At 70.5% G+C, this 17,226-nt stretch carries 14 protein-coding genes; 6 read left to right on the top strand and 8 right to left on the bottom strand.

The window, feature by feature from the left end; all coding sequences use genetic code 11:
- Positions 1–822, bottom strand: an 822-nt coding sequence (locus ACZ60M_RS24805) for a TIGR03086 family metal-binding protein (RefSeq protein ID WP_465421822.1), incomplete at its 3' end; no start/stop codon positions are given.
- A gap of 94 nt (positions 823–916) precedes the next feature.
- Here ACZ60M_RS24805 and ACZ60M_RS24800 point away from each other — a divergent pair.
- On the top strand, positions 917–1,384 hold the full coding sequence (locus ACZ60M_RS24800) for a hemerythrin domain-containing protein (RefSeq protein ID WP_465421824.1): 468 nt from the start codon (positions 917–919) through the stop codon (positions 1,382–1,384).
- A 60-nt stretch (positions 1,385–1,444) separates the two neighbouring features.
- On the opposite strand, the gene ACZ60M_RS24795 is transcribed toward ACZ60M_RS24800, so the two are convergent.
- The 5 genes from ACZ60M_RS24795 to ACZ60M_RS24775 all read right to left on the bottom strand — a co-directional run bounded on the left by ACZ60M_RS24795 (position 1,445) and on the right by ACZ60M_RS24775 (position 7,239).
- Positions 1,445–2,026, bottom strand: coding sequence for a dihydrofolate reductase family protein (locus ACZ60M_RS24795; protein ID WP_465421820.1), 582 nt, complete (start codon positions 2,024–2,026; stop codon positions 1,445–1,447).
- A 74-nt stretch (positions 2,027–2,100) separates the two neighbouring features.
- Complete coding sequence (locus ACZ60M_RS24790; RefSeq protein WP_465421818.1) at positions 2,101–3,279, bottom strand: CHAT domain-containing protein; 1,179 nt, start codon at positions 3,277–3,279, stop codon at positions 2,101–2,103.
- A complete protein-coding gene (locus tag ACZ60M_RS24785; RefSeq protein WP_465421816.1) occupies positions 3,273–4,895 on the bottom strand; it encodes a tetratricopeptide repeat protein in 1,623 nt (540 codons plus the stop codon). Before ACZ60M_RS24785 ends, ACZ60M_RS24790 begins: the two co-directional genes overlap by 7 nt.
- Positions 4,892–5,950 carry a hypothetical protein gene (locus ACZ60M_RS24780; protein WP_465421814.1) on the bottom strand — a complete coding sequence of 353 codons (1,059 nt, stop codon included), beginning with the start codon at positions 5,948–5,950 and terminating at the stop codon, positions 4,892–4,894. The genes ACZ60M_RS24785 and ACZ60M_RS24780 overlap by 4 nt, the downstream gene beginning before the upstream one ends.
- Complete coding sequence (locus ACZ60M_RS24775) at positions 5,947–7,239, bottom strand: hypothetical protein (protein ID WP_465421812.1); 1,293 nt, start codon at positions 7,237–7,239, stop codon at positions 5,947–5,949. The genes ACZ60M_RS24780 and ACZ60M_RS24775 overlap by 4 nt, the downstream gene beginning before the upstream one ends.
- A 95-nt stretch (positions 7,240–7,334) precedes the next feature.
- On the opposite strand from ACZ60M_RS24775, the gene ACZ60M_RS24770 reads away from it, so the two are divergent.
- Both ACZ60M_RS24770 and ACZ60M_RS24765 read left to right on the top strand, forming a co-directional pair.
- Entirely contained in the window at positions 7,335–8,597 is a 1,263-nt protein-coding gene (locus tag ACZ60M_RS24770; RefSeq protein WP_465421810.1) for a PA2928 family protein, read from the top strand.
- A gap of 69 nt (positions 8,598–8,666) precedes the next feature.
- A complete protein-coding gene (locus ACZ60M_RS24765; protein ID WP_465421808.1) occupies positions 8,667–9,455 on the top strand; it encodes a hypothetical protein in 789 nt (262 codons plus the stop codon).
- Between the two features lie 21 nt (positions 9,456–9,476).
- Here ACZ60M_RS24765 and ACZ60M_RS24760 read toward each other — a convergent pair whose 3' ends face one another.
- A complete protein-coding gene (locus ACZ60M_RS24760) occupies positions 9,477–9,893 on the bottom strand; it encodes a DUF4259 domain-containing protein (protein WP_465421807.1) in 417 nt (138 codons plus the stop codon).
- A 126-nt stretch (positions 9,894–10,019) separates the two neighbouring features.
- Here ACZ60M_RS24760 and ACZ60M_RS24755 point away from each other — a divergent pair, with 126 nt between their 5' ends.
- Positions 10,020–12,740 carry an Hsp70 family protein gene (locus ACZ60M_RS24755; protein ID WP_465421805.1) on the top strand — a complete coding sequence of 907 codons (2,721 nt, stop codon included), beginning with the start codon at positions 10,020–10,022 and terminating at the stop codon, positions 12,738–12,740.
- Positions 12,741–12,776: 36 nt separating this feature from the next.
- Here ACZ60M_RS24755 and ACZ60M_RS24750 read toward each other — a convergent pair whose 3' ends face one another.
- The gene (locus ACZ60M_RS24750) at positions 12,777–14,492 is read right to left on the bottom strand and encodes a carbohydrate-binding protein (protein WP_465421803.1); all 1,716 of its coding nucleotides are present in this window, start codon (positions 14,490–14,492) and stop codon (positions 12,777–12,779) included.
- Between the two features lie 219 nt (positions 14,493–14,711).
- Between ACZ60M_RS24750 and ACZ60M_RS24745 the strand changes: the two genes are divergently transcribed.
- Both ACZ60M_RS24745 and ACZ60M_RS24740 read left to right on the top strand, forming a co-directional pair.
- Entirely contained in the window at positions 14,712–15,773 is a 1,062-nt protein-coding gene (locus ACZ60M_RS24745) for a LacI family DNA-binding transcriptional regulator (RefSeq protein WP_465421801.1), read from the top strand.
- 43 nt (positions 15,774–15,816) lie between these two features.
- A complete protein-coding gene (locus ACZ60M_RS24740) occupies positions 15,817–17,058 on the top strand; it encodes a sugar ABC transporter substrate-binding protein (RefSeq protein WP_465421799.1) in 1,242 nt (413 codons plus the stop codon).
- Positions 17,059–17,226: the final 168 nt, after the last annotated feature.

The raw sequence follows: 17,226 nt of genomic DNA, 5'->3' as shown, positions 1-17,226 counted from the left end.
ACCACGCGCGGCTGGAGTGCCGCGCGTGACCTCGGTATGACGACGTTCGCGAATCCCCTTGTGTCGCCGCCATCCCGCCGGTGCCAGATGGCTTTTAATTCCGTTTTTGCTATCTACTACAACATGTTGAGTAGTGAAGTGGCAACAGAAAGTTTCCACCTGTGGATAACTCGGGTGAGTGAGGGTTGTTCTGCCTGTGGATAACTGGCGTTGCCGCAGGTCGTCAGTGGTAAGGCGCGGGTCGCGGCCGAGGATGGCGAGGAGGCGGTCGAGTTTCCCCGGGCCCGGGTCGATCGCTACGGCCGGGGCGAAGGGCGCATAGGGGCCGTTGCGGGTGGGGCCGTCCAGGGGGACCTCCTCGGCGAGGGGGAGGACAGCGGTGAGGATGTCGTCCTCGAACTCGGGCTTGAGCCCGATCGACACGGCCACATCCCAGGCGTGCACGACATAGTCGATGAAGTGGAAGCCGAGCGCCTGCCGCCCCGGGACCGGGAGCGAGCGGTCGGCGCCGACGAGGATCGGCCACTTGCGCTTCACCGCGCCCGGGGACCCGAACGCGGCCACCACTTCGTCCGCCGAGGCCGCGAATGCCTTGCCGGGGGAGCTTGCAATGGGGTGCTCGGCCCAGGCTTCCAGATCGAAGGGCTCGCCTCGAGCGGCCGAGGCGAAGCCGTGGTTCTGGCCGATCATATGGGCGAGGAGTTGTGAGAGATCCCAACCGGCGCACGGGGTTTTCGCGGTGAGCTGGTCGTCCTGGACCTGGGCGACGATCGCGGTGGCGATCGTCATTGTCCGGCGGTGGAGGGGTAGGAGCTTGGTCATGATCGGGATCATAGGCGGCCCGCGCATGCACCGATAGAATCGTCGCGGCGCTTTCGCCCATGGGTGCGGCGCCGAACTCGAAGGAGCACCAACCATAAATTCCGACACCGACCGCCTGGTCGCGTTCAGTACCCAACTTCGCAACGTCCACCAGCGCCTCCGCAAGGCGCTCGACCTCGCCCGCCGCTCGATCGACGGCGAGTTCGACGACACCGCCGGGCAGGACCTCCTCCTGTTCTGCCGCGGCTTCTGCTCGGCCCTCTCCGGCCACCACCGCAGCGAGGACGGCGGCCTCTTCCCGCAGATCATCGCCGAGCACCCCGAGCTCAAACCCGTGATCGCCAACCTCATGAGCGACCACAACATGCTCGAGCACCTCATCGGCCAGCTCACCGCCGCCATGGACTCCGACGCGGACCCCGACGAGCTTCACCGCCATCTCGACGGCATCGGCGCGGTCATGGAGACCCACTTCAGATATGAGGAGAGCCAGCTGCTGGTTGTTCTCGATGCTCTGGCGATCGAGGGCGAATCGGTTGAGTTGCTTGGCGATCTCGCCTGAACACGCGTGTGGGCCTATCGTGCCGCATGCGGCACGATAGGCCCACAGGCAAGCCGCTCGTTAGCGGCGGACCTGGTAGCGCAGGTGGAGGACTCGGTTGCCTTGGATTGCCTCGGCAGGGTCTTCCAGCAGGTGCTGGGCTTTGACCCGGCCGAAGTAGCGCTTGCCGGAGCCGAACACGACCGGTGCGACGTCCATGCGGACCTCGTCGACCAGGCCTGCGGCGAGGAACTGGCCGCCGACGTCGCCAGCGGCGACCTCGACGACGCGGTCGCCCGCGAGCTCCTGCGCTCTGGCGATGGCCGCCTCGATGCTGTCGGCGAAGTGGAACGGCGCCTCAGGGTTCCAGCCCTCGGGCGCCGGACGGTGGGTCACGACGACGACGTGGTCGACCCCGCCCGGCGGCGTCCCGTCCCAGCCGTCCGTCATGTCGAAGACGTGGCGGCCGGCGACCGTCACCCCGATCTGGTCCCAGTACGCCCGGGTGTAGTCGTACGAAGTCTGCGACACCTGCAGCACGCCGCTCTCGTCCAGCGGCACGTCACCGCTGACCAGCCAGTCGAACAGCGGCCCGGGCTGGTCGTTCTCGTCCGCGATGAAACCGTCCACCGACACCGAGGCGTACATGACTACCTTGCCCATCGGGCGCTCCTCTGCTCGGGATGCTCTCAGGGTAATGGTTTACGGGCTGTTGGTCGGTAACTTGCCAGGGCTGTCTAGCCGTACGTCGTGCCGAACGCCGCCCAGATGATCGGCGAGTCTTCGAGGCGTCCGTCGGACTCCCATCGGGCGGCTCGGGTTCGCTGCCAGTCGCTCAGGGCCGCAATCGGGTCAGGGGTTTGGTGGGAGTTATCCACAGCCTCGACCACCTTGGGGATAACCGTGGTTTCCGGGGCTGCGTCAGACGCGAAGCGGCGGATGCCTTCGTCGGTGGGGAGGGTCCAGCGGGTCGCGGTCACGTACTGCGCGCCCGTGTGGATCGCGGCGGCGACCAGGCCGACCGGCTCGGCGAAGCGGACCTCGCCGCCGCTTTCGCAGGCGATGAACGCGACCCGGTTCGGCATCCGCCAGCCGCGAGGCGCGTCGGGGCGGTGGCCCAGCACGATGTCGGCCGCCGTGAGCGGGCGGTGCCCCGCGACTACGGCGGCGCGGCCCGTTGTGGCTGGGCCGCAGCTCAAGTGGAGGCGGGCATCGAGGCCGTGGGCGGAGGTCGTGACGTGGCCGACGTAGAGGAAACGGGAGGCTTCGGCGAGCAGCGGTTCGAGCGTGTCGCGGGTCTGGTCGGATCGGCGGAAGTCGGATTGGGCGAGGCTGAGGCGTTCGGCCAGCGCTGCGCCTTCGGGGCCCAGCACTGAACCGAGCGCGACGCCTGCACCCGGGACGCGCGGGTCGAGCACTGCCACCCGGTTGCCGCCCGGATGCCACGGGCTGATCCGGCGTTCGGGTGCGTTGCGGACGGTAGCGGGTGGGAGCACCGACATGTCCGCACTGGTGATGAAGCGTTCGCCCTCGTCGATCCGCAATGCCTCCCAAGGGACTTGGCCGGTCGCGTGGGAGGGCTGGATGCGCACGTGGGGGCGGAGGCCCTGTTCCAGATACGCGTTCAGTTCGTGCGCCAGCCGGTGGGGGATGAGCGCCCGGGCGAGAGCGGTGGCGAGGTCGCATTCGCGGTCGCGGTCGGTGAGCGCGCCGTTGAGCGAGCGTTCCAGGGCCTGGTCGACGGTTTCGCCGGGCAGCGGGGTCGGGAGGGCCTGGGCGAGTTCGTCCAGCACCGGCCGGACGGTTTCGCCGGGGACCATGATGTTCTGGATCGCGCCGAGGTCGTGTTCCCAACGCCAGGAGTAGAACAGGTTGTCGGTGTCGACGAGCTTCAGTTGGACGGTCGGCCTCACCATGCGTCCACCACCTGCCCGGAGCGGATCGCGAAGCCGTAGCGCCGTTCGGTCTCCTCGATCCAGGGTTCCAGAGAGGACGGTCGGTTCGGGTTGACGCGCAGGCGGGGCGGGAGCGCGAACTGCGGGGTCGGGAAATCCGCCGAGGAGCCGGTGACGAACGCCGATGCCGCGAAGGACAGCCGGTCGGCTTCGACGCTAGAGGCGGGGACGTCGAGTGCTTCGGCCCCGGCCGTGTACTCGGCGGCGTGGGGCGGTGCGTGGAGGGAGACTGTCGCGCTCATGTGTTCCAGGAGTTCGGAGACGAGGGCGCCGTCGCGGATGGCCGTCGCCAGGTGCAGGGCGTGCGCCATGGCCGGGATCGCCACGGTGGCCGCCCACTGCTCGCGGGCCCGGCCGGGCGCGTACGTGTGGCGGATCGCGTCGGTGGCGAGGGCCGAGGGGAGCGAGAGATCGAGCGCTTTGCGAAGCAGCCGTTGCTGTTTCAGGTAGTTCCTGGTGCGTTCGCACTCGGCCGTGGCGGCGAAGGCGCGCCGCATGTCGAGGCGTGCGAGGTGGTACCGCGCTCCCGTGGCCTCGTACAGCTCCCGGGCTTGGAGGTAGGCGTGCTCGGCCGCCTTGAAGTCGGTGTCGGCTGCGAGCATGTCGCCGTGGACGCCGAGGGCTTCGGCGAGCATCGTGGCGTGGCCCGCGTCCCGCAGCGCCTCGATCGCTTGCGGGAGTAGGGAGCGCGCGAGGTCGGTCGCGCCGTTCTGGAACGCGACGTGGGCGCGGCTGTAGCGGATCTCGGCGGCGCGGAGCGGCTGTTGACCGTCGAGGAACGCCTGCTCGGCGCTGGCGAGGAGCTGTTCGGCGGTGTCGAGGTCGCCTCGGCGGGCGGCGATGCGTCCTTGGTTGGCGGTTGCGAGGGCGGCTTGGACGGTGTCGCCTGTGGCCGTGTGGATCTGCTCGGCCAGGTGAAGGTACGACATGGCGGCGTCGTGGTCGTTCGTGGCCTGTGCGATCAGGCCGAGGTTCGTGTACGGGTGCGCGGCGAGGCGCGGGTCGTGGGCGGTCGCGAGTTCGAGTGCGCGTCGCGCGGCGGCCTCGGCCTCCTCCAGGCGTTCGAGGCCGATGAGCAGGACGCTGCGGGTGTTCTGGAGCGAGAACGCCAGCAGCGGGTTGTCGCCGTCCGGGTCGTTCACGGCGTTGAGGTCAAGGGCCGCATCGAGATCGGCGAGCGCTTCGTCGAGGCGGCCGAGGAGCTGGAAGGTCTGGGCGCGTTGGATGAGGACGTTGGTCCGGACCGCCACGGTGCCGTACCTGTCGCCGACCTCGTGTTCGGCGCGAGCGCAGGCGATGAGCGCTTCGGCGGCGAAGCGCAGGGATTCGGCGGTGTCGCCGCGGCTCTCGGCAACGGAGGAGAGGTTCCCCAGCACCCTGGCGCGGCAGTCGAACCCGGCCGGGTCGAGGTCGTCGACCAAGGTCAGCCGGTAGGCCTCCTCGAACTTCGCGGTCGCCTCGGTGACGCGGCCTTCGCCGACCATGCGCCCGGCGGCGTTGTTCAGTTCACGGAACGCGGCCCAGCGCGGGCCGCTGGACTCTTTGCCGCGCAAGCCGATCAGGTCGTCGTCGCTCATGCGGCGCGCTCGGCGAGGCTCGCCTCGGGGTCGGTGAGGCGTTCCCGGGCGTATTCGATGAGGTCGGCCCGGTGCGGCGCGTCCCGGGGGTCGTTCCATTCGTCGCCCACGGTGAAATCGGGGGAGAAGACGTGCAGGACGCGGCGGGCAGCGGGGAGTAGTAGAAATGTCTGCGGCGCTTCGGCTTCGCCGGTGAAGGCGCCGGTGTCCGGGTCGAGGTGGAGATCGATTTCGACGTCGCCGATGCGGGCGGTCAACCGGAAGTCGCGGGCTTCAGGAGCGGCCTGGACGGTGACGGTGATCTGGAGGCCGCCTGAACTCTGGTGCAGCGCCCAGGAAGCGCCGTCGGCGGCATCGACCAGGCCTTGCGGCACCATCGCCCAGTCCACCGGCGCCCCGCCGCTCGCCAGCGCCGCTGCATCGAAAGACGATCCGCCTGCGGCCAGCGCCCAGTCTTCCCGCCGGAGCTGCACGGTTTCGTGCCGCAGCTCGACGCCGTAGTCTTCGGCGAGCTCCTGGAGCGCGGCTGCGAGTGGCGCGGCGCCCAGTTCGGGGTCGTCCGCTAGTGCTTCCACTGGTGTCGTGTCGGCTTCGGCCAGGGCCCGTTCGACCGCTTCCTCGTCGTCGAGGAGGTGTTCGACTGCGGCTGTGCGCCAAGCGGCTTCGGCACGGAGCAGACCGGTGTCCAGGGCGGGGAGGCCTGCCGCGTGCGAGGACGGCCACCATGCCTCGGCCCAGCGGAGGTGCGCCAGCCGCCTGGCGGCGTCGAGCACCGGGGACTCCCACTCGGTGTCGACCGGGCCGGAGACGTTCAGGATCGCGCTGGCCGCCTCGGGGCCGTAGAGTTCCCAGAGCCAGTCGGCGGCGAGGCGTTCGTCGTGGATCTCGGCGGCCGGATGTGCGTTGCGGTCCAGGACGTCCCAGTACAGCAGTGCACCGCGCGCCTCCACGAGTGCTGTGCGCTCCGGCAGCGGGCGCACCACCCCGGGCGGGTTCGACTGCCAGGTGCCGACGATGATCACGGCGCGGACGCGCCCGACCTCGAACACGGTCATGCCCGGCCTCCTTCGCGTTCGAGGAGGCGCCGCAGCCGGTCGCGCTGGTCGAGGAGGACCGACCGGAACACGCCGTCGAGCAGGTCCCACACCGCGTCCGCGGCGGTCGCCTCGCCGCGCAGTTCGCGGCCGTGCAGCCGCGCCCACAAGCGCCGCAGGTAGGGCGCCCGGACGTGCAGGATCTCGCGCCGCAGGTCTTCGGGCACGCCCGCCGATTCGGGGTCGGGCTGCCGCAGCACGGCGTGGACGTACGCTTCGCGGGCGTAGCGGGCCATCAAGTGCGCGTTGGCATCAGAGGTCGGGGCGCCGCCCCCGATGCCCGCGCTGGCGCCGCCCCCGATGCCCGCGCTGGCGTCGCGGCCGAGGGCCATGGCGATGCGGCTCGGTTCGTCGGCGAGCTGCCAAGGTGCGGCGGAGCGGTGGATCTCGCCGACGACCATGGCCGGGATGTCGGCCATGGATTCGCGGTGGAACGCCGAGGTGAACGCCGCGAAGAGCCGTTCCATGATGGACCTGTCGAAGGGCGGCGGGAGGCGGCGTTTCGAGGCGCGGTCGCCGAGTTGGGGCGGGGCCGGGCGGTCCTGGGCGGTGAGGCCGTAGTCGAGGGCGATCCTCGGCTCGTCGAGGCGGGCGGCTGCTGCGGTGCCGATCGCTTTGTCCACCAAGGTGTTCCACAGGTGTTCGTCGGGCTCGGCTGCACAGGTGTCGAGGAACGCGGTCAACCCGTCTGGTGACGCGGGTTGCGGTTCGGGGCGGTCGTCCCAGGCGTTCTGGAGGAGTCCGGCGAGTTTGACGACCTGGTCGGGATCGGTCATGAAGTGGCGCAGGCGGTCGACGGTGACGTCGCCGCGTCCGGCTCGGACTTCGGCGACGGTCTCGGCGGCGATCGTCTCCGCGTCGGGAAGCCGGCGCGGGTCGCCGTGTTCGTGGGCGAGTTCGTAGCAGCGCTGGAAGTAGAGGTCCTGCGGGTTGCCTTCGGTGACGCCAGCGCGCCGTCGGGCTTTCTTGAGGAGCTGGAACCAGGCGGCGGTCGCGGCGAGGGCCGGTCCCGCTTCGAGGAGCGCTCGGCGCAGTTCGTCGACGTGTTCGACGCCGATGAGGCCGCCCGCGAACCGCGGGTTGAGCGTGGGGCGCAGGACGAGCGGGTCGAGGAGGAGCTTCACGGTGCGCGCGAGCGGGCGGCCGGACGCGTTGCTCAGGGGCGCAACGGCATCGCCGAGTTGCGCCCACGCGTCAGCGATGAGCATGCCCCGGGGCACGGCCGCCCCGGCCGGGATGCGCTGCACCATGACGCGAAGTCTAGTCGGACGCGGCCGCCGGAAAGTTGTGATCGGTAGCGGCCGGAGCGCGGCGATGCTGACGGGACCCAAGAAGGAGGCCCGTCATGAGCCACGTCCCCGGATACTCCTCGGCCCGCCCGTTCCCGCCCCACCAGCCGCCCGTGCACTCCCCGTATGGGACGCCGACGCACCCGGTGACGCCGAAGCCCCACCGGTCGCGCGGGCTCGGCATCTTCGGGTCGGTGATGGTGATGAGCCTGGGGATCGGCGCGTTCGCGATCGGCGGCGAGTACCTGACCGCGCCCGAACCGGACATCGCGATCCAGTCCGGGATCGGGTTCGCGACGTACGGCGGCAGCGAACTCGCGCTCGTGCCCTACGACCGCACCGGTTCCGGGGACTTCATTTCGTCGCTGGGGAACGAGATGTTCGAGGTCCGGCTCGCCGCCGTCGATCTCGCGACGGGCGACACCGCTTGGGATGTGCGGCTGGCTGAGGAGTTGTCGTGGAAGGCGGCCGTGGTCGCGGCGGGGGAGCAGTACGCGTATGTCGCCTCGGATGACGGGCTGATGATCCTCGACCTCGCCGACGGCGCCACGGTCACCGCACCTGGTGACATTCCCGGTCTTGAAGGCTCCCAGTCGGTCTCGGGGGCGGCTTACGCGTTCGATCCGGGCCTCGGGGCCGTGGTCGCGCTCGATGTCAACGGCGGCATCCACACGATCGCGCTTGACGAGCTTGCGGCGGTGCCTGCCGACGCTGACACCGCCGCCACCTGGTCGGGCCTGCTGTTCGCGGAGGGCACCGTGCCCGACATCGGCGGGATGACCAGCACCGAAGCGCTCCTGGCCGACGGGGAGAGCACGGTCCGGATCGAGCCGGCCGCCGACGGCGCGCTCGGCGGCGGCCTCGTCGTCACCGGGCCCGAAGGCGAACGCGCCCTGGGGACCCGCGTGTTCTACGAAGCCGGGATCGTCCTCGACCAGACCGCCAGGATCGACATGGCGTCCATCGAGATCGACGTGGACGAACTCATCGCCGAAGCCATGGAGGACGCGGCCGCCGCAGGCCAGGACCTGTGGACCGGGCTCGGCGCCCAGGCCGCCGCCGGGGCCGCCTCCGGGCACGTCCTCGTCGAGCACCGGACCGAACCGGGCGCGGAGGCGTACGCGCTGCACGTCGTCGACCTCGGCACCGGCCAGGTCACCGCGTCGCTCGACACCGGCAGCCGCCTCGGCCGGGCGCTCACGAGCCCCGCGGGCTACACGGCCGTCATCGCCGCACCCGAAGGCTCCTCCTGGCTCTCCGACCTCGTGATCGTCGCCCCCAGCGGCTCGATCGGGCGCGTCCCGATCGGCCTCGGCTGACCGAAACCTGTGACCGGTAGGGCCGGTCGCGACCCGAAACTGAAACCACCAAACCGAAAGGAACACCTCATGTTCAAGGCAATCGGCGTCATCGGCGCCATCATCGGCGGCCCGCTCACCATCATGTACGTCATCACCGGTCTCACCAGCGACAGCATCGTCCCGTGGGTGAACGGGTGGATGGCCGGGCCGATCATCCTCCTCATCGTCCTCCCGATGTTCTCCATCTCCCGCATGGCCGACGGCGCGCTCCGCGAGATGCGCGGCCTCACCGCGAAAGGCTTCGAAGGCGCACCGCTCGCCATGGGCACCATCGTCTCCGCCACCCGCACCGGCCTGAGCATCAACGACCAGCCGCAGCTGGAGATCCTCTTCGACGTCGACACCATGGACGGCCAGTCGTTCCGGGGCGTCGCCAAAGCCATCATCGACATCACCGAGCTCGCGGCCGTCGTCCCCGGCGCGGTCCTGCCCGTCCGGTACCGGCCCGGCAGCACCGACGGGAAGATCGCCATCGCCGCCGACGCCCCGCAGCAGGAGATGCAGGCCGTCATCGACCGGGTGCGCGTCGCGAAGGGGCTCACCACGCCCCGGCAGCTGCAGATCGCCGAGCAGGGCGTCGAAGCGAAAGCGGTCGTGCTCGCCATGGCCCCCACCGGCGAGATCCAGGGCGACCGCGCCGTCATGGACCTCAAGTTCCGCGTCACCCGCGCCGACCAGACCACGTTCGACCTCGACCAGCGCAAGCCGGTCGACGCGGGCGCCCTGCCGCAGCTCCAGCCGGGCAGTGTCGTGCAGGTCCGGTACCTGCCGCACGACGAGTCGGAACTGGTGGTCCTCACCGCGCTCCGGCCGTGAACGGGGAGGCCGCGGCCGGGTTCAGGAACCGGCCGCGGCGAGCCGTTCCCGGTAGGGCGCAAGGAGCTCCAGCACCTTGCCGAGCGAGCCCGCGTCGGACCACAGGTAGTGCCACTCGTTGTCGCGCGGGTCCGCGAGCCGGTCGAGGACGCGGAGCGCTTCGAGCCGCAGCTCGCCGTCCGCCTCGAACGGGTGGGACGCGAGCAGCTCCGCAGCCGAGGCGCTCCCCGGGTCCGCGCCCAGGCGGGACGCGACGAGCACGGCCGCCGCGAGGGCGGCGTCGGTCTCCGGGCCCTCGAGGTAGTCCCCGCTGTCGGCGACCGCCCGCATCGCCGCGAGCAGGCCGGCCCTGACCAGGCCCGGACCGGCGTCGGCCAGGTCGCCGACGAAGTCGAGGGCCGCGTCGTTCTCGAACGGCCCGTATCCCCAAGCGCCCATATGATCCCCGTCCAGTAGCGGTGTCGGTCGTACGTGCCACTGTAGATCCAGGGTCCGACACCGCGATATCCTCGCGGAGGATCGCCGGTCCCCGCCCCCTCCGCCCCGCCCAAGAGTAGGACCCGCTTGCAGACCCCCGTTTGGCTCGCCGTCGACCTCGGCACCACCCACACCGTCGCCGTCGTCGGCCGCGAAGGCCACGAACCCCGCTCCCTGCTGTTCGACGGCTCGCCGCTCCTCCCGTCGGGCGTGTACCTCGACGCCGACGGCGAACTCCACACCGGACGCGACGCCCAGCGGCTCGCCGCCGCCGACCCCGCCCGGTTCGAGCCGCATCCCAAGCGCCGCATCGACGACAGTGCCGTGCTGCTCGGCGACCGCGAGGTCCCCGTCGAGGAACTGCTGGCCACCGGCCTGCGGCGCGTCGCCGAAGCCGCCGTCGCCTCCGGCCAGCGCCCGACCCAGACCGTCCTCACCTATCCTGCGGACTGGGGCCCGGTCCGGCGCACCTCGCTGGAACGCGCGGCCTCGATCGCCGGGTTCGGGCAGGTCAGGCTGCTCGCCGAACCCATTGCGGCCGCAACGTACTGCGCGGAGATCCTCGGCCAGGACGTGCCGCGCGGCGGCGCGGTCGCCATCTTCGACTTCGGCGGCGGCACGTTCGACGTCGCCGTCGTGCGCCGCGAGGACGACCAGTCCGGGCGGTTCCGGACCCTCGCGGTCGGCGGCCTCGACGACCTCGGCGGCCTCGACGTCGACATGGCGCTCGCCGCGCACCTCGGCCGGATCGTCGCAGGCCGCGATCCTGCACTGTGGCAGCGGCTCTCGGAGCCCGAGACGACCGCTGACCTGCGTGACCGGCTCGCCTTCTGGGGCGAGGTGCGCGCCGCGAAGGAGATGCTGTCGCGGACCTCGACCGCCCCGGTGGCGCTGCCGGGCCATAACCCGATGGGCCTGCACCTGACCCGCGACGAGCTGCAGTCCTTGGCCGATCCGCTCGTGTCGCGGGCGGTGGACGAGACCCGCCGCACCGTCGAACGCGCGGGCGTCGCCCCCGGCGAACTCGCCGCGCTCCTGCTCGTCGGCGGCTCCAGCCGCATGCCGCTCGTCGCCACCCGCCTGCACGCCCGCCTCGGCGTCGCCCCGGCGGTGCCCGAGCAGCCCGAGCTGCCGGTCGCGTTCGGCGCGTTGCGGTTCGCGCTCTCCGGACCGGAGGCCCAGGCGACGACGCCCGCGCCCGCACCGGCGCCGCCGCCGGTCTCCCCGGTGACCTATGTGCCCGTCCCGCCGCCGGTCAGTACACCGACACCGGCAGCGCCCCAACCGGTGCTGCCGCAGATGACCCCGCAGCAGTCGAACCTGCCGCCGGTCTACACGGGCCAGTTGAAGATCAGCGGCCCGCCGCGGCCGCGCCGGTTCTCGTTCCTGGCCCTCTACCCGTTCATCATCGGGCTCGCCGTCGTGCTGGTGATCGTCTACAACCAGGTCGACTGGAGCGGCCTCACCGGCGACGGCGGGCCCGGCGACCTCCTCGACGGCCTCGCCGAGAACCTGGACGAGGCCACCGGCGGCGGGCCGGAACTGACGCTCGAGTACGAGCAGCAGCTCGGCGCCGACGGCGCGGCCGCGGTCGTCGCGGCGGACAACCTGGCGGTCCTCGCCGAAGTCGTCGACGGCCAGACGCAGGTCAGCGCCCTCACGCCCGCCGGGGATCCGGTGTGGAGCACCACCCTCGACCTCGAGCCGACCGACCTCTTCCTCACCGTGGCCGGTGAAGTGCTCCTCGTGGACGCCACCGCCTCCGCCACCGACGCCGGGCAGAACATGCGCGCCGCCGTCATGCTCGACAACGGCGAGTTCCTGTGGAAGCAGCCCTGGATCGACCGCAACGACGTCGCCTACTTCGGCAGCGAGGCGATCGTCGAGCAGCGCACCGGCTTCGAGGACAACGCCGTGATCCGCATCGACCTCACCACCGGTGAAGAAGTGTGGAAGGAGACCGGCCCCTACGACCTGTTCATCATCGACGAGTACCGCGTCCGCGCCGCGACGGTGTGGGACGAGGGCACCGAGGGCCTGGGCGCCGTGCCCCCGAACTCTTTCGCGCTCTACGACAACCTTGCTGCCAGCGACCGGATCGTCGAGCTCGTTCCCGACGAAGGCACCGCCGTTGTCCGCGATGCCGCCGACGGCAGTGCCGTCCACGAGGGCGATCTGCCTTTGAACAGCGAATACTGGACGGCCTTCGACGACCTCGTCATCGGCAAGGCCTCCGAGGAGGCGTCCCCGGGGCGCGACACCCTTGTCGCGCATGCGCTGTCCGATTTCGGTGAGGCCTGGCGCATCGAACTCGACGTGGCCTTCACCATCCAGCATGTGAAAGCCTGCGGGCCGCACCTGGTCTGCGCGGCACTCGACAACGCCAACGCCGACGACCAGTACAAGACCATCGCGGTCGACACCCAGACCGGGGAGCAAGTGTGGGAGGTCGGCGTCGACTGGGCGGTCGACGACAACTGGTACTCCACGCCGAGCGGGCTCGTCCACGGCGACCAGGTCTTCGAGACCGTCGACGAGGCGCAGGTCCTCGACTTCGAAGGGAAGCGGGTCGTCGAGGGGGAGCTGTTCACGTCGGCGATCGCCATCCGCGGCGGCCTTGCGGCGATGGAGGTCTCGACCATGGGCGGCTGGGACGTCGCGGTCGTGGACACGGCGACCGGCGCGCAGTCGGCCGGTCACGAGGTCGGCGCCGACCTGCCCGAGCACGCCTCGTTCGCGGGCAACATGCTGGTGGTGCTCGGCGGCGACATGAAGGCCCGGGTGTTCACCGTCCCCGACCTCGGCTAGAACGGGAAAGGGCCGGGCTTTCGCCCGGCCCTGCCTCTAGGTGAGTTTGATGTTGTCGAGCTCGGCGTAACCGGTGCCGCCTGAGAAGTACGGCGACCCCTTCGCTAGGCGGATCACGTTGTAGCCCGCCTGCAGAGTGACAGTGACGTTCACCGTGCTGAACTGGGCCCAGCCCGCCGTCGGCGGATAGGTCACTGTGGACCAGGCGCTGCCGTTGTAGGCCAGGCCGTGGGTCGAGTTCGCCCCGGTTCCATTCGCGTAGCGGATGGTCATCGTGTACGAGCGCGCGGTCGGCACGTTCACGGTGAAGTCCACGAACGACTGCGAGCGCATGTCGGCCGCACCGTCGATCTGGCCCACGTAGTAGCCGTTCGACGCGTTCCCGGACCCGAAGGTGTTGGCGTTCACCACGGTCTGGTTCTCGGCTTCGTACACCTGCTGCCACGAGGTGGTCGGGCCGCCCACGGGCGTGACGACCAGCTGGTACGCGGCCTCGGCGTCCATGTTGTTCACGGGCACTGAGATCGCGCCGTTCGAGACGGCCATCGTGGTGGTCGAGATCGTCGTCGGTGCGGTGACGGCCGTGTGTCGTCCCGAACCCGGGGTCGACAGGAGCTGGACCTGCACCTGCGAGCCGAACGAACCCAGGCCCTCGACGCGGACGGTGTTGTTGCCGTAATCGCCGCCGAAGACCGTGTTCACGATCTGACGGGACGAGTCGTAGGAGGCGACGCCGTCGAGCCAGGACTGCGGCGTGGTCTCGACGATGTTGCCGGTCATCGCGCCGTACCAGCGGTACAGCCAGTACGAGGCGGTCGGCTGGTTCTGCAGCGTGAACAGGCCGTCGAACGTGCCGGCCTCGAACCAGTACGCGCGGTGCGCCTCGCGCGCGCCGTACCGCTCGAACACCGACATCCAGTGCAGCGCAACCGAGGGGATGTCCATCTGGTTGTAGCTGTTGTACTCGTTGATCGCGATCGGGCGGTCCGCGATGCCGAGGGAGTCCTCGATCGCGCGGTAGTCGGCGACGTGCTCGTCGAAGTTGTTCCAGTCCATGTCGGTCAGCTCGTGCCACACGATCACGTCAGGGACGGTGTTGGTGTTCTTGGCGTGCGTGAGGAACGAGACCATCCGGTCGTGGTTGTAGTACGAGTCGCTCGGGCCGACGATCGGCGTCACCGGGTCGAGCGAGTCCACGAGCTTGTACGTGCGCGCCCAGCCCTCGTTCCACGACCCCGCCTCCGAGGTCTGCCAGGTCCAGTCCGGCTCGTTCCACAGCTCCCAGCCGCGGATGTTCGTCATGTCCGTCTCGGCGAGGCGGGCGTTGACCATCGTCGTGACCTTCGATTCCCAGTCCGACCAGCCCTGCCAGTCGTACGGGAACGTCGGGTAGATGTCGGGCATGCGGATGAACTGCTGCGCGCCCGCCCGGACGAGGTTGTCGCCCACGTCGAGCGAGTCGCAGCACGGCTCGGTCGCGCCGTTGCCCAGGTGCGTCGTGCCCGGCGCGGGCTGCGTGAAGCTCGTCGGGTTGAGCGGCAGCAGCATCGCGGTCGTCGGCTGCGAGTCCGAGCCGACGCCGTAGAGGCCGCCCGCCGCGACCTGCGTGGCCGGGCGGACGACGTCGGCGACGTTCACCGTGAGGGTGAGCCCGGCGGCCTGGGACGGGACCGCGCTCCCGGCTATGACGGCGCCGAGCGCGACGGCGAAGACGCCCGCCCGCGTCGCCGCTTTCTTGAGGGTGGAATGCATGAGTGCTCCTAGTCGAAAGGTCGAACCGGTTCGACACGTCGATGGAGGTCTGACGCTAGTTTCGAACTTCGTTCGATGCAAGATCTTCGATATAACAAAGGCATATACACGGGAAACAGGCTCAGGGCCCACTTGCGTCAGCCGCGTCACGGGGTTATGCTCCGAACCGGTTCGATGATTTTCAGGCAGCAGAGCGAACCGGATCTGAGGAGGCAGCACATGGTCAACATCGGCGACGTCGCCCGCGCCGCGGGCGTGGCCCGCTCGACCGCGTCGTACGCGATGACCGGCAAGCGCGCCGTCTCCGACGAAGTGCGGGAACGGGTCCGCCAGGCCGCCAAGGAACTCGGCTACACCCCCAACGCCGGCGCCCGGGCCCTCGCGACCTCCCGCTCCAACGTCATCGGGCTCCTCGCCCAGTTCCTCCCCGACGAGTTCGCGCCCGCGATGCTCCAGTACCTCCAAGGCGTCACCGACACCGCCCGCGACCTCGGCTACGACATCCTGCTCAGCTCCGACAACGACGGCCGCAGCGCCCTCAAGCGCATCACCGACTCCCGCATGGTCGACGGCGTCGTGCTCCTCAACGTCGCCGAAGACGACGACCGCCTGCCCGTGCTCCGCGCCGCGGACCAGCCCGGCGCGCTCGTCGGCCTCCCGCGCGACTGCACCGGCGTCGACGTCTTCGACCTCGACTTCGAAGAGGCCGGGCGCACCATGGTCGAGCACCTCGCCCGCCTCGGCCACCGCGAACTCATCCTCGTGTCCCAGCCCGAGCACGTCGTCGAACGCGGCGGCGCCTACGTCTGGCGCCTCCAGAACGCCGCCGTCGAAGCCGCCAAGACCAGGGGCGTCACCCTCCACACCGTGTTCGGCGCCGCCACCCAGCCCGACATCGGCCGCGACCTCAACGCGCTCCTGGACGCCCACCCCGGCGCCACGGGCCTCCTCCTCAACAACGAGGCCGCCGCCGCCGCGCTCCCCACCGTCCTGCGCTCCCGCGACCTCGAGACCCCGACTGACCTCTCGGTCATCGGCCGGTACTCCGACGAGTTCGCGCGCACGTTCTCCCTGCCCTACTCGTCGATCGAGAGCGCCCCGGACCGCTTGGGCGCCATGGCCGTCCGCCAGCTCGTGCGGCGCATCGAAGGCCAGGTCCCCGCAGGCGACCCGTACGTGGTGCGGTTCGTCAACCCAGAACTCGTCGACAGGGGCTCAACCGCAGCACCTTCCCTCGTGGCGAAGCGTGCGAGCCATAAATCTGCACAGTCCCGGCAGTAAGTCCCATCCCTCACCGCAATTCCCGTTCAAGGAGGAACCAGAAATGCAAGCCCGCAAGCCCCTCTTCAAAGCCGCAGGCATCGCCTGCGCCGCAATGGTGTTCGCCGCCGCCTGCTCGTCCGGCGGCACCACCGACCAGGACGCCGACACCTTCACCTGGTGGGACCCGTACCCCCAGCACGCCGAGGACTCCGACTGGGCCAAGCGCGTCGCGGCCTGCGGCGACGCCGCCGGAGTGACCATCGAGCGCACGCCGTTCGACACCACCGCCCTCACCAACCAGGCGCTCCTGTCGGCGCAGGAAGGCACCAGCCCGGACGTCATCCTGCTCGACAACCCGGCCGTCTCCACCCTCGCCGACACCGGCATGCTCACCACAGTGGACGAACTCGGTCTCGACGTCTCGGGTGTCGACGAGAACCTGCTCGCCGCGGGCGTCGTCGACGACCAGGCCTACGGCATCCCCGTGGGCGCCAACACGCTCGCGCTCTACTACAACGCCGACGTGCTCGCCGCCGCCGGAGTCGACCCGGCCTCCGTCACCGACTGGGCCTCGCTCACCGATGCGCTTGCGAAAGTTACCGGTAACGGCGCCAAGGGGATCACCTTCGCCGGCATCGGCACCGAAGAGGGCTCCTTCCAGTTCCTGCCCTGGTTCTGGGGCGCCGGAGCCGACCTCACGCAGCTCGACTCGCCCGAAGCCGTTGCCGCCCTCGAACTGTGGACCGGCTGGCTCGACGCGGGCTACGCGCCCGACTCCGTCATCACCAACTCCCAGAACACCACCTGGGAAGAGTTCCTCACCGGCGAGTACGGCTTCGCCGTGAACGGCACCTGGCAGGTCAACAGCGCCCTCGACGCCGGATTCGCCACCGGCGTCGTCCCGCTGCCCGCCCAGAACGGCGGCACCGCGCCCGCGCCCACCGGCGGCGAGTTCATCATCGCCCCCGTCCAGGCCGACACCGAGCGGTACGACACCACCCGCCAGATCGTGGAGTGCATGACCACCCCCGAAGGGTTGGTCGAGACCGCCACCACTTTCGCCTACTACATCCCGCCGACGGCTGACGGCCAGACCGCGCTCCTGGAAGCCCAGCCCGAGCTGCAGCCCTGGGTCGACGCCGTCCGCGGCGCCAAGGGCCGCACCAGCGACAACCTCGGCACCGACTACCCGATGATCTCCGAAGCGCTCTGGACCGCCGTCCAGAACGCCCTCTCCGGATCGGCCACCCCGGCCGACGCCCTGGCCCAGGCGCAGACCGACGCCGCCGCGGCCACCGAGTAAGACGGAGTTGCCATGACCACGACCTCGGTCACCACGACCGGCCGTGCGTCCGGCACCGGTGCGGGGGGGGCCCGGCCCCCCCCCCCCCCCCCCCCCCCCCCCCCCCCCCAAAAACCCCCCCCCCCCCCCCCCCCCCCCCCCCCCCCCCCCCCCCCCCCCCCCCCCCCC

This window comes from Glycomyces sp. NPDC050141 (genome assembly GCF_055586545.1).
Note: the sequence above shows the minus strand (reverse complement) of the source record. Positions and strands in the feature narration are given on the sequence as shown.

What these genes read in the sequence shown, in the direction of transcription:
- ACZ60M_RS24795 (WP_465421820.1), bottom strand. Translation starts at nt 2,026, where the DNA reads ATGGGCAAGGTAGTCATGTACGCCTCGGTGTCGGTGGACGGTTTCATC.
- ACZ60M_RS24790 (WP_465421818.1), bottom strand. Translation starts at nt 3,279, where the DNA reads ATGGTGAGGCCGACCGTCCAACTGAAGCTCGTCGACACCGACAACCTG.
- ACZ60M_RS24785 (WP_465421816.1), bottom strand. Translation starts at nt 4,895, where the DNA reads ATGAGCGACGACGACCTGATCGGCTTGCGCGGCAAAGAGTCCAGCGGC.
- ACZ60M_RS24780 (WP_465421814.1), bottom strand. Translation starts at nt 5,950, where the DNA reads ATGACCGTGTTCGAGGTCGGGCGCGTCCGCGCCGTGATCATCGTCGGC.
- ACZ60M_RS24775 (WP_465421812.1), bottom strand. Translation starts at nt 7,239, where the DNA reads ATGGTGCAGCGCATCCCGGCCGGGGCGGCCGTGCCCCGGGGCATGCTC.
- ACZ60M_RS24770 (WP_465421810.1), top strand. Translation starts at nt 7,335, where the DNA reads ATGAGCCACGTCCCCGGATACTCCTCGGCCCGCCCGTTCCCGCCCCAC.
- ACZ60M_RS24765 (WP_465421808.1), top strand. Translation starts at nt 8,667, where the DNA reads ATGTTCAAGGCAATCGGCGTCATCGGCGCCATCATCGGCGGCCCGCTC.
- ACZ60M_RS24760 (WP_465421807.1), bottom strand. Translation starts at nt 9,893, where the DNA reads ATGGGCGCTTGGGGATACGGGCCGTTCGAGAACGACGCGGCCCTCGAC.
- ACZ60M_RS24750 (WP_465421803.1), bottom strand. Translation starts at nt 14,492, where the DNA reads ATGCATTCCACCCTCAAGAAAGCGGCGACGCGGGCGGGCGTCTTCGCC.
- ACZ60M_RS24745 (WP_465421801.1), top strand. Translation starts at nt 14,712, where the DNA reads ATGGTCAACATCGGCGACGTCGCCCGCGCCGCGGGCGTGGCCCGCTCG.
- ACZ60M_RS24740 (WP_465421799.1), top strand. Translation starts at nt 15,817, where the DNA reads ATGCAAGCCCGCAAGCCCCTCTTCAAAGCCGCAGGCATCGCCTGCGCC.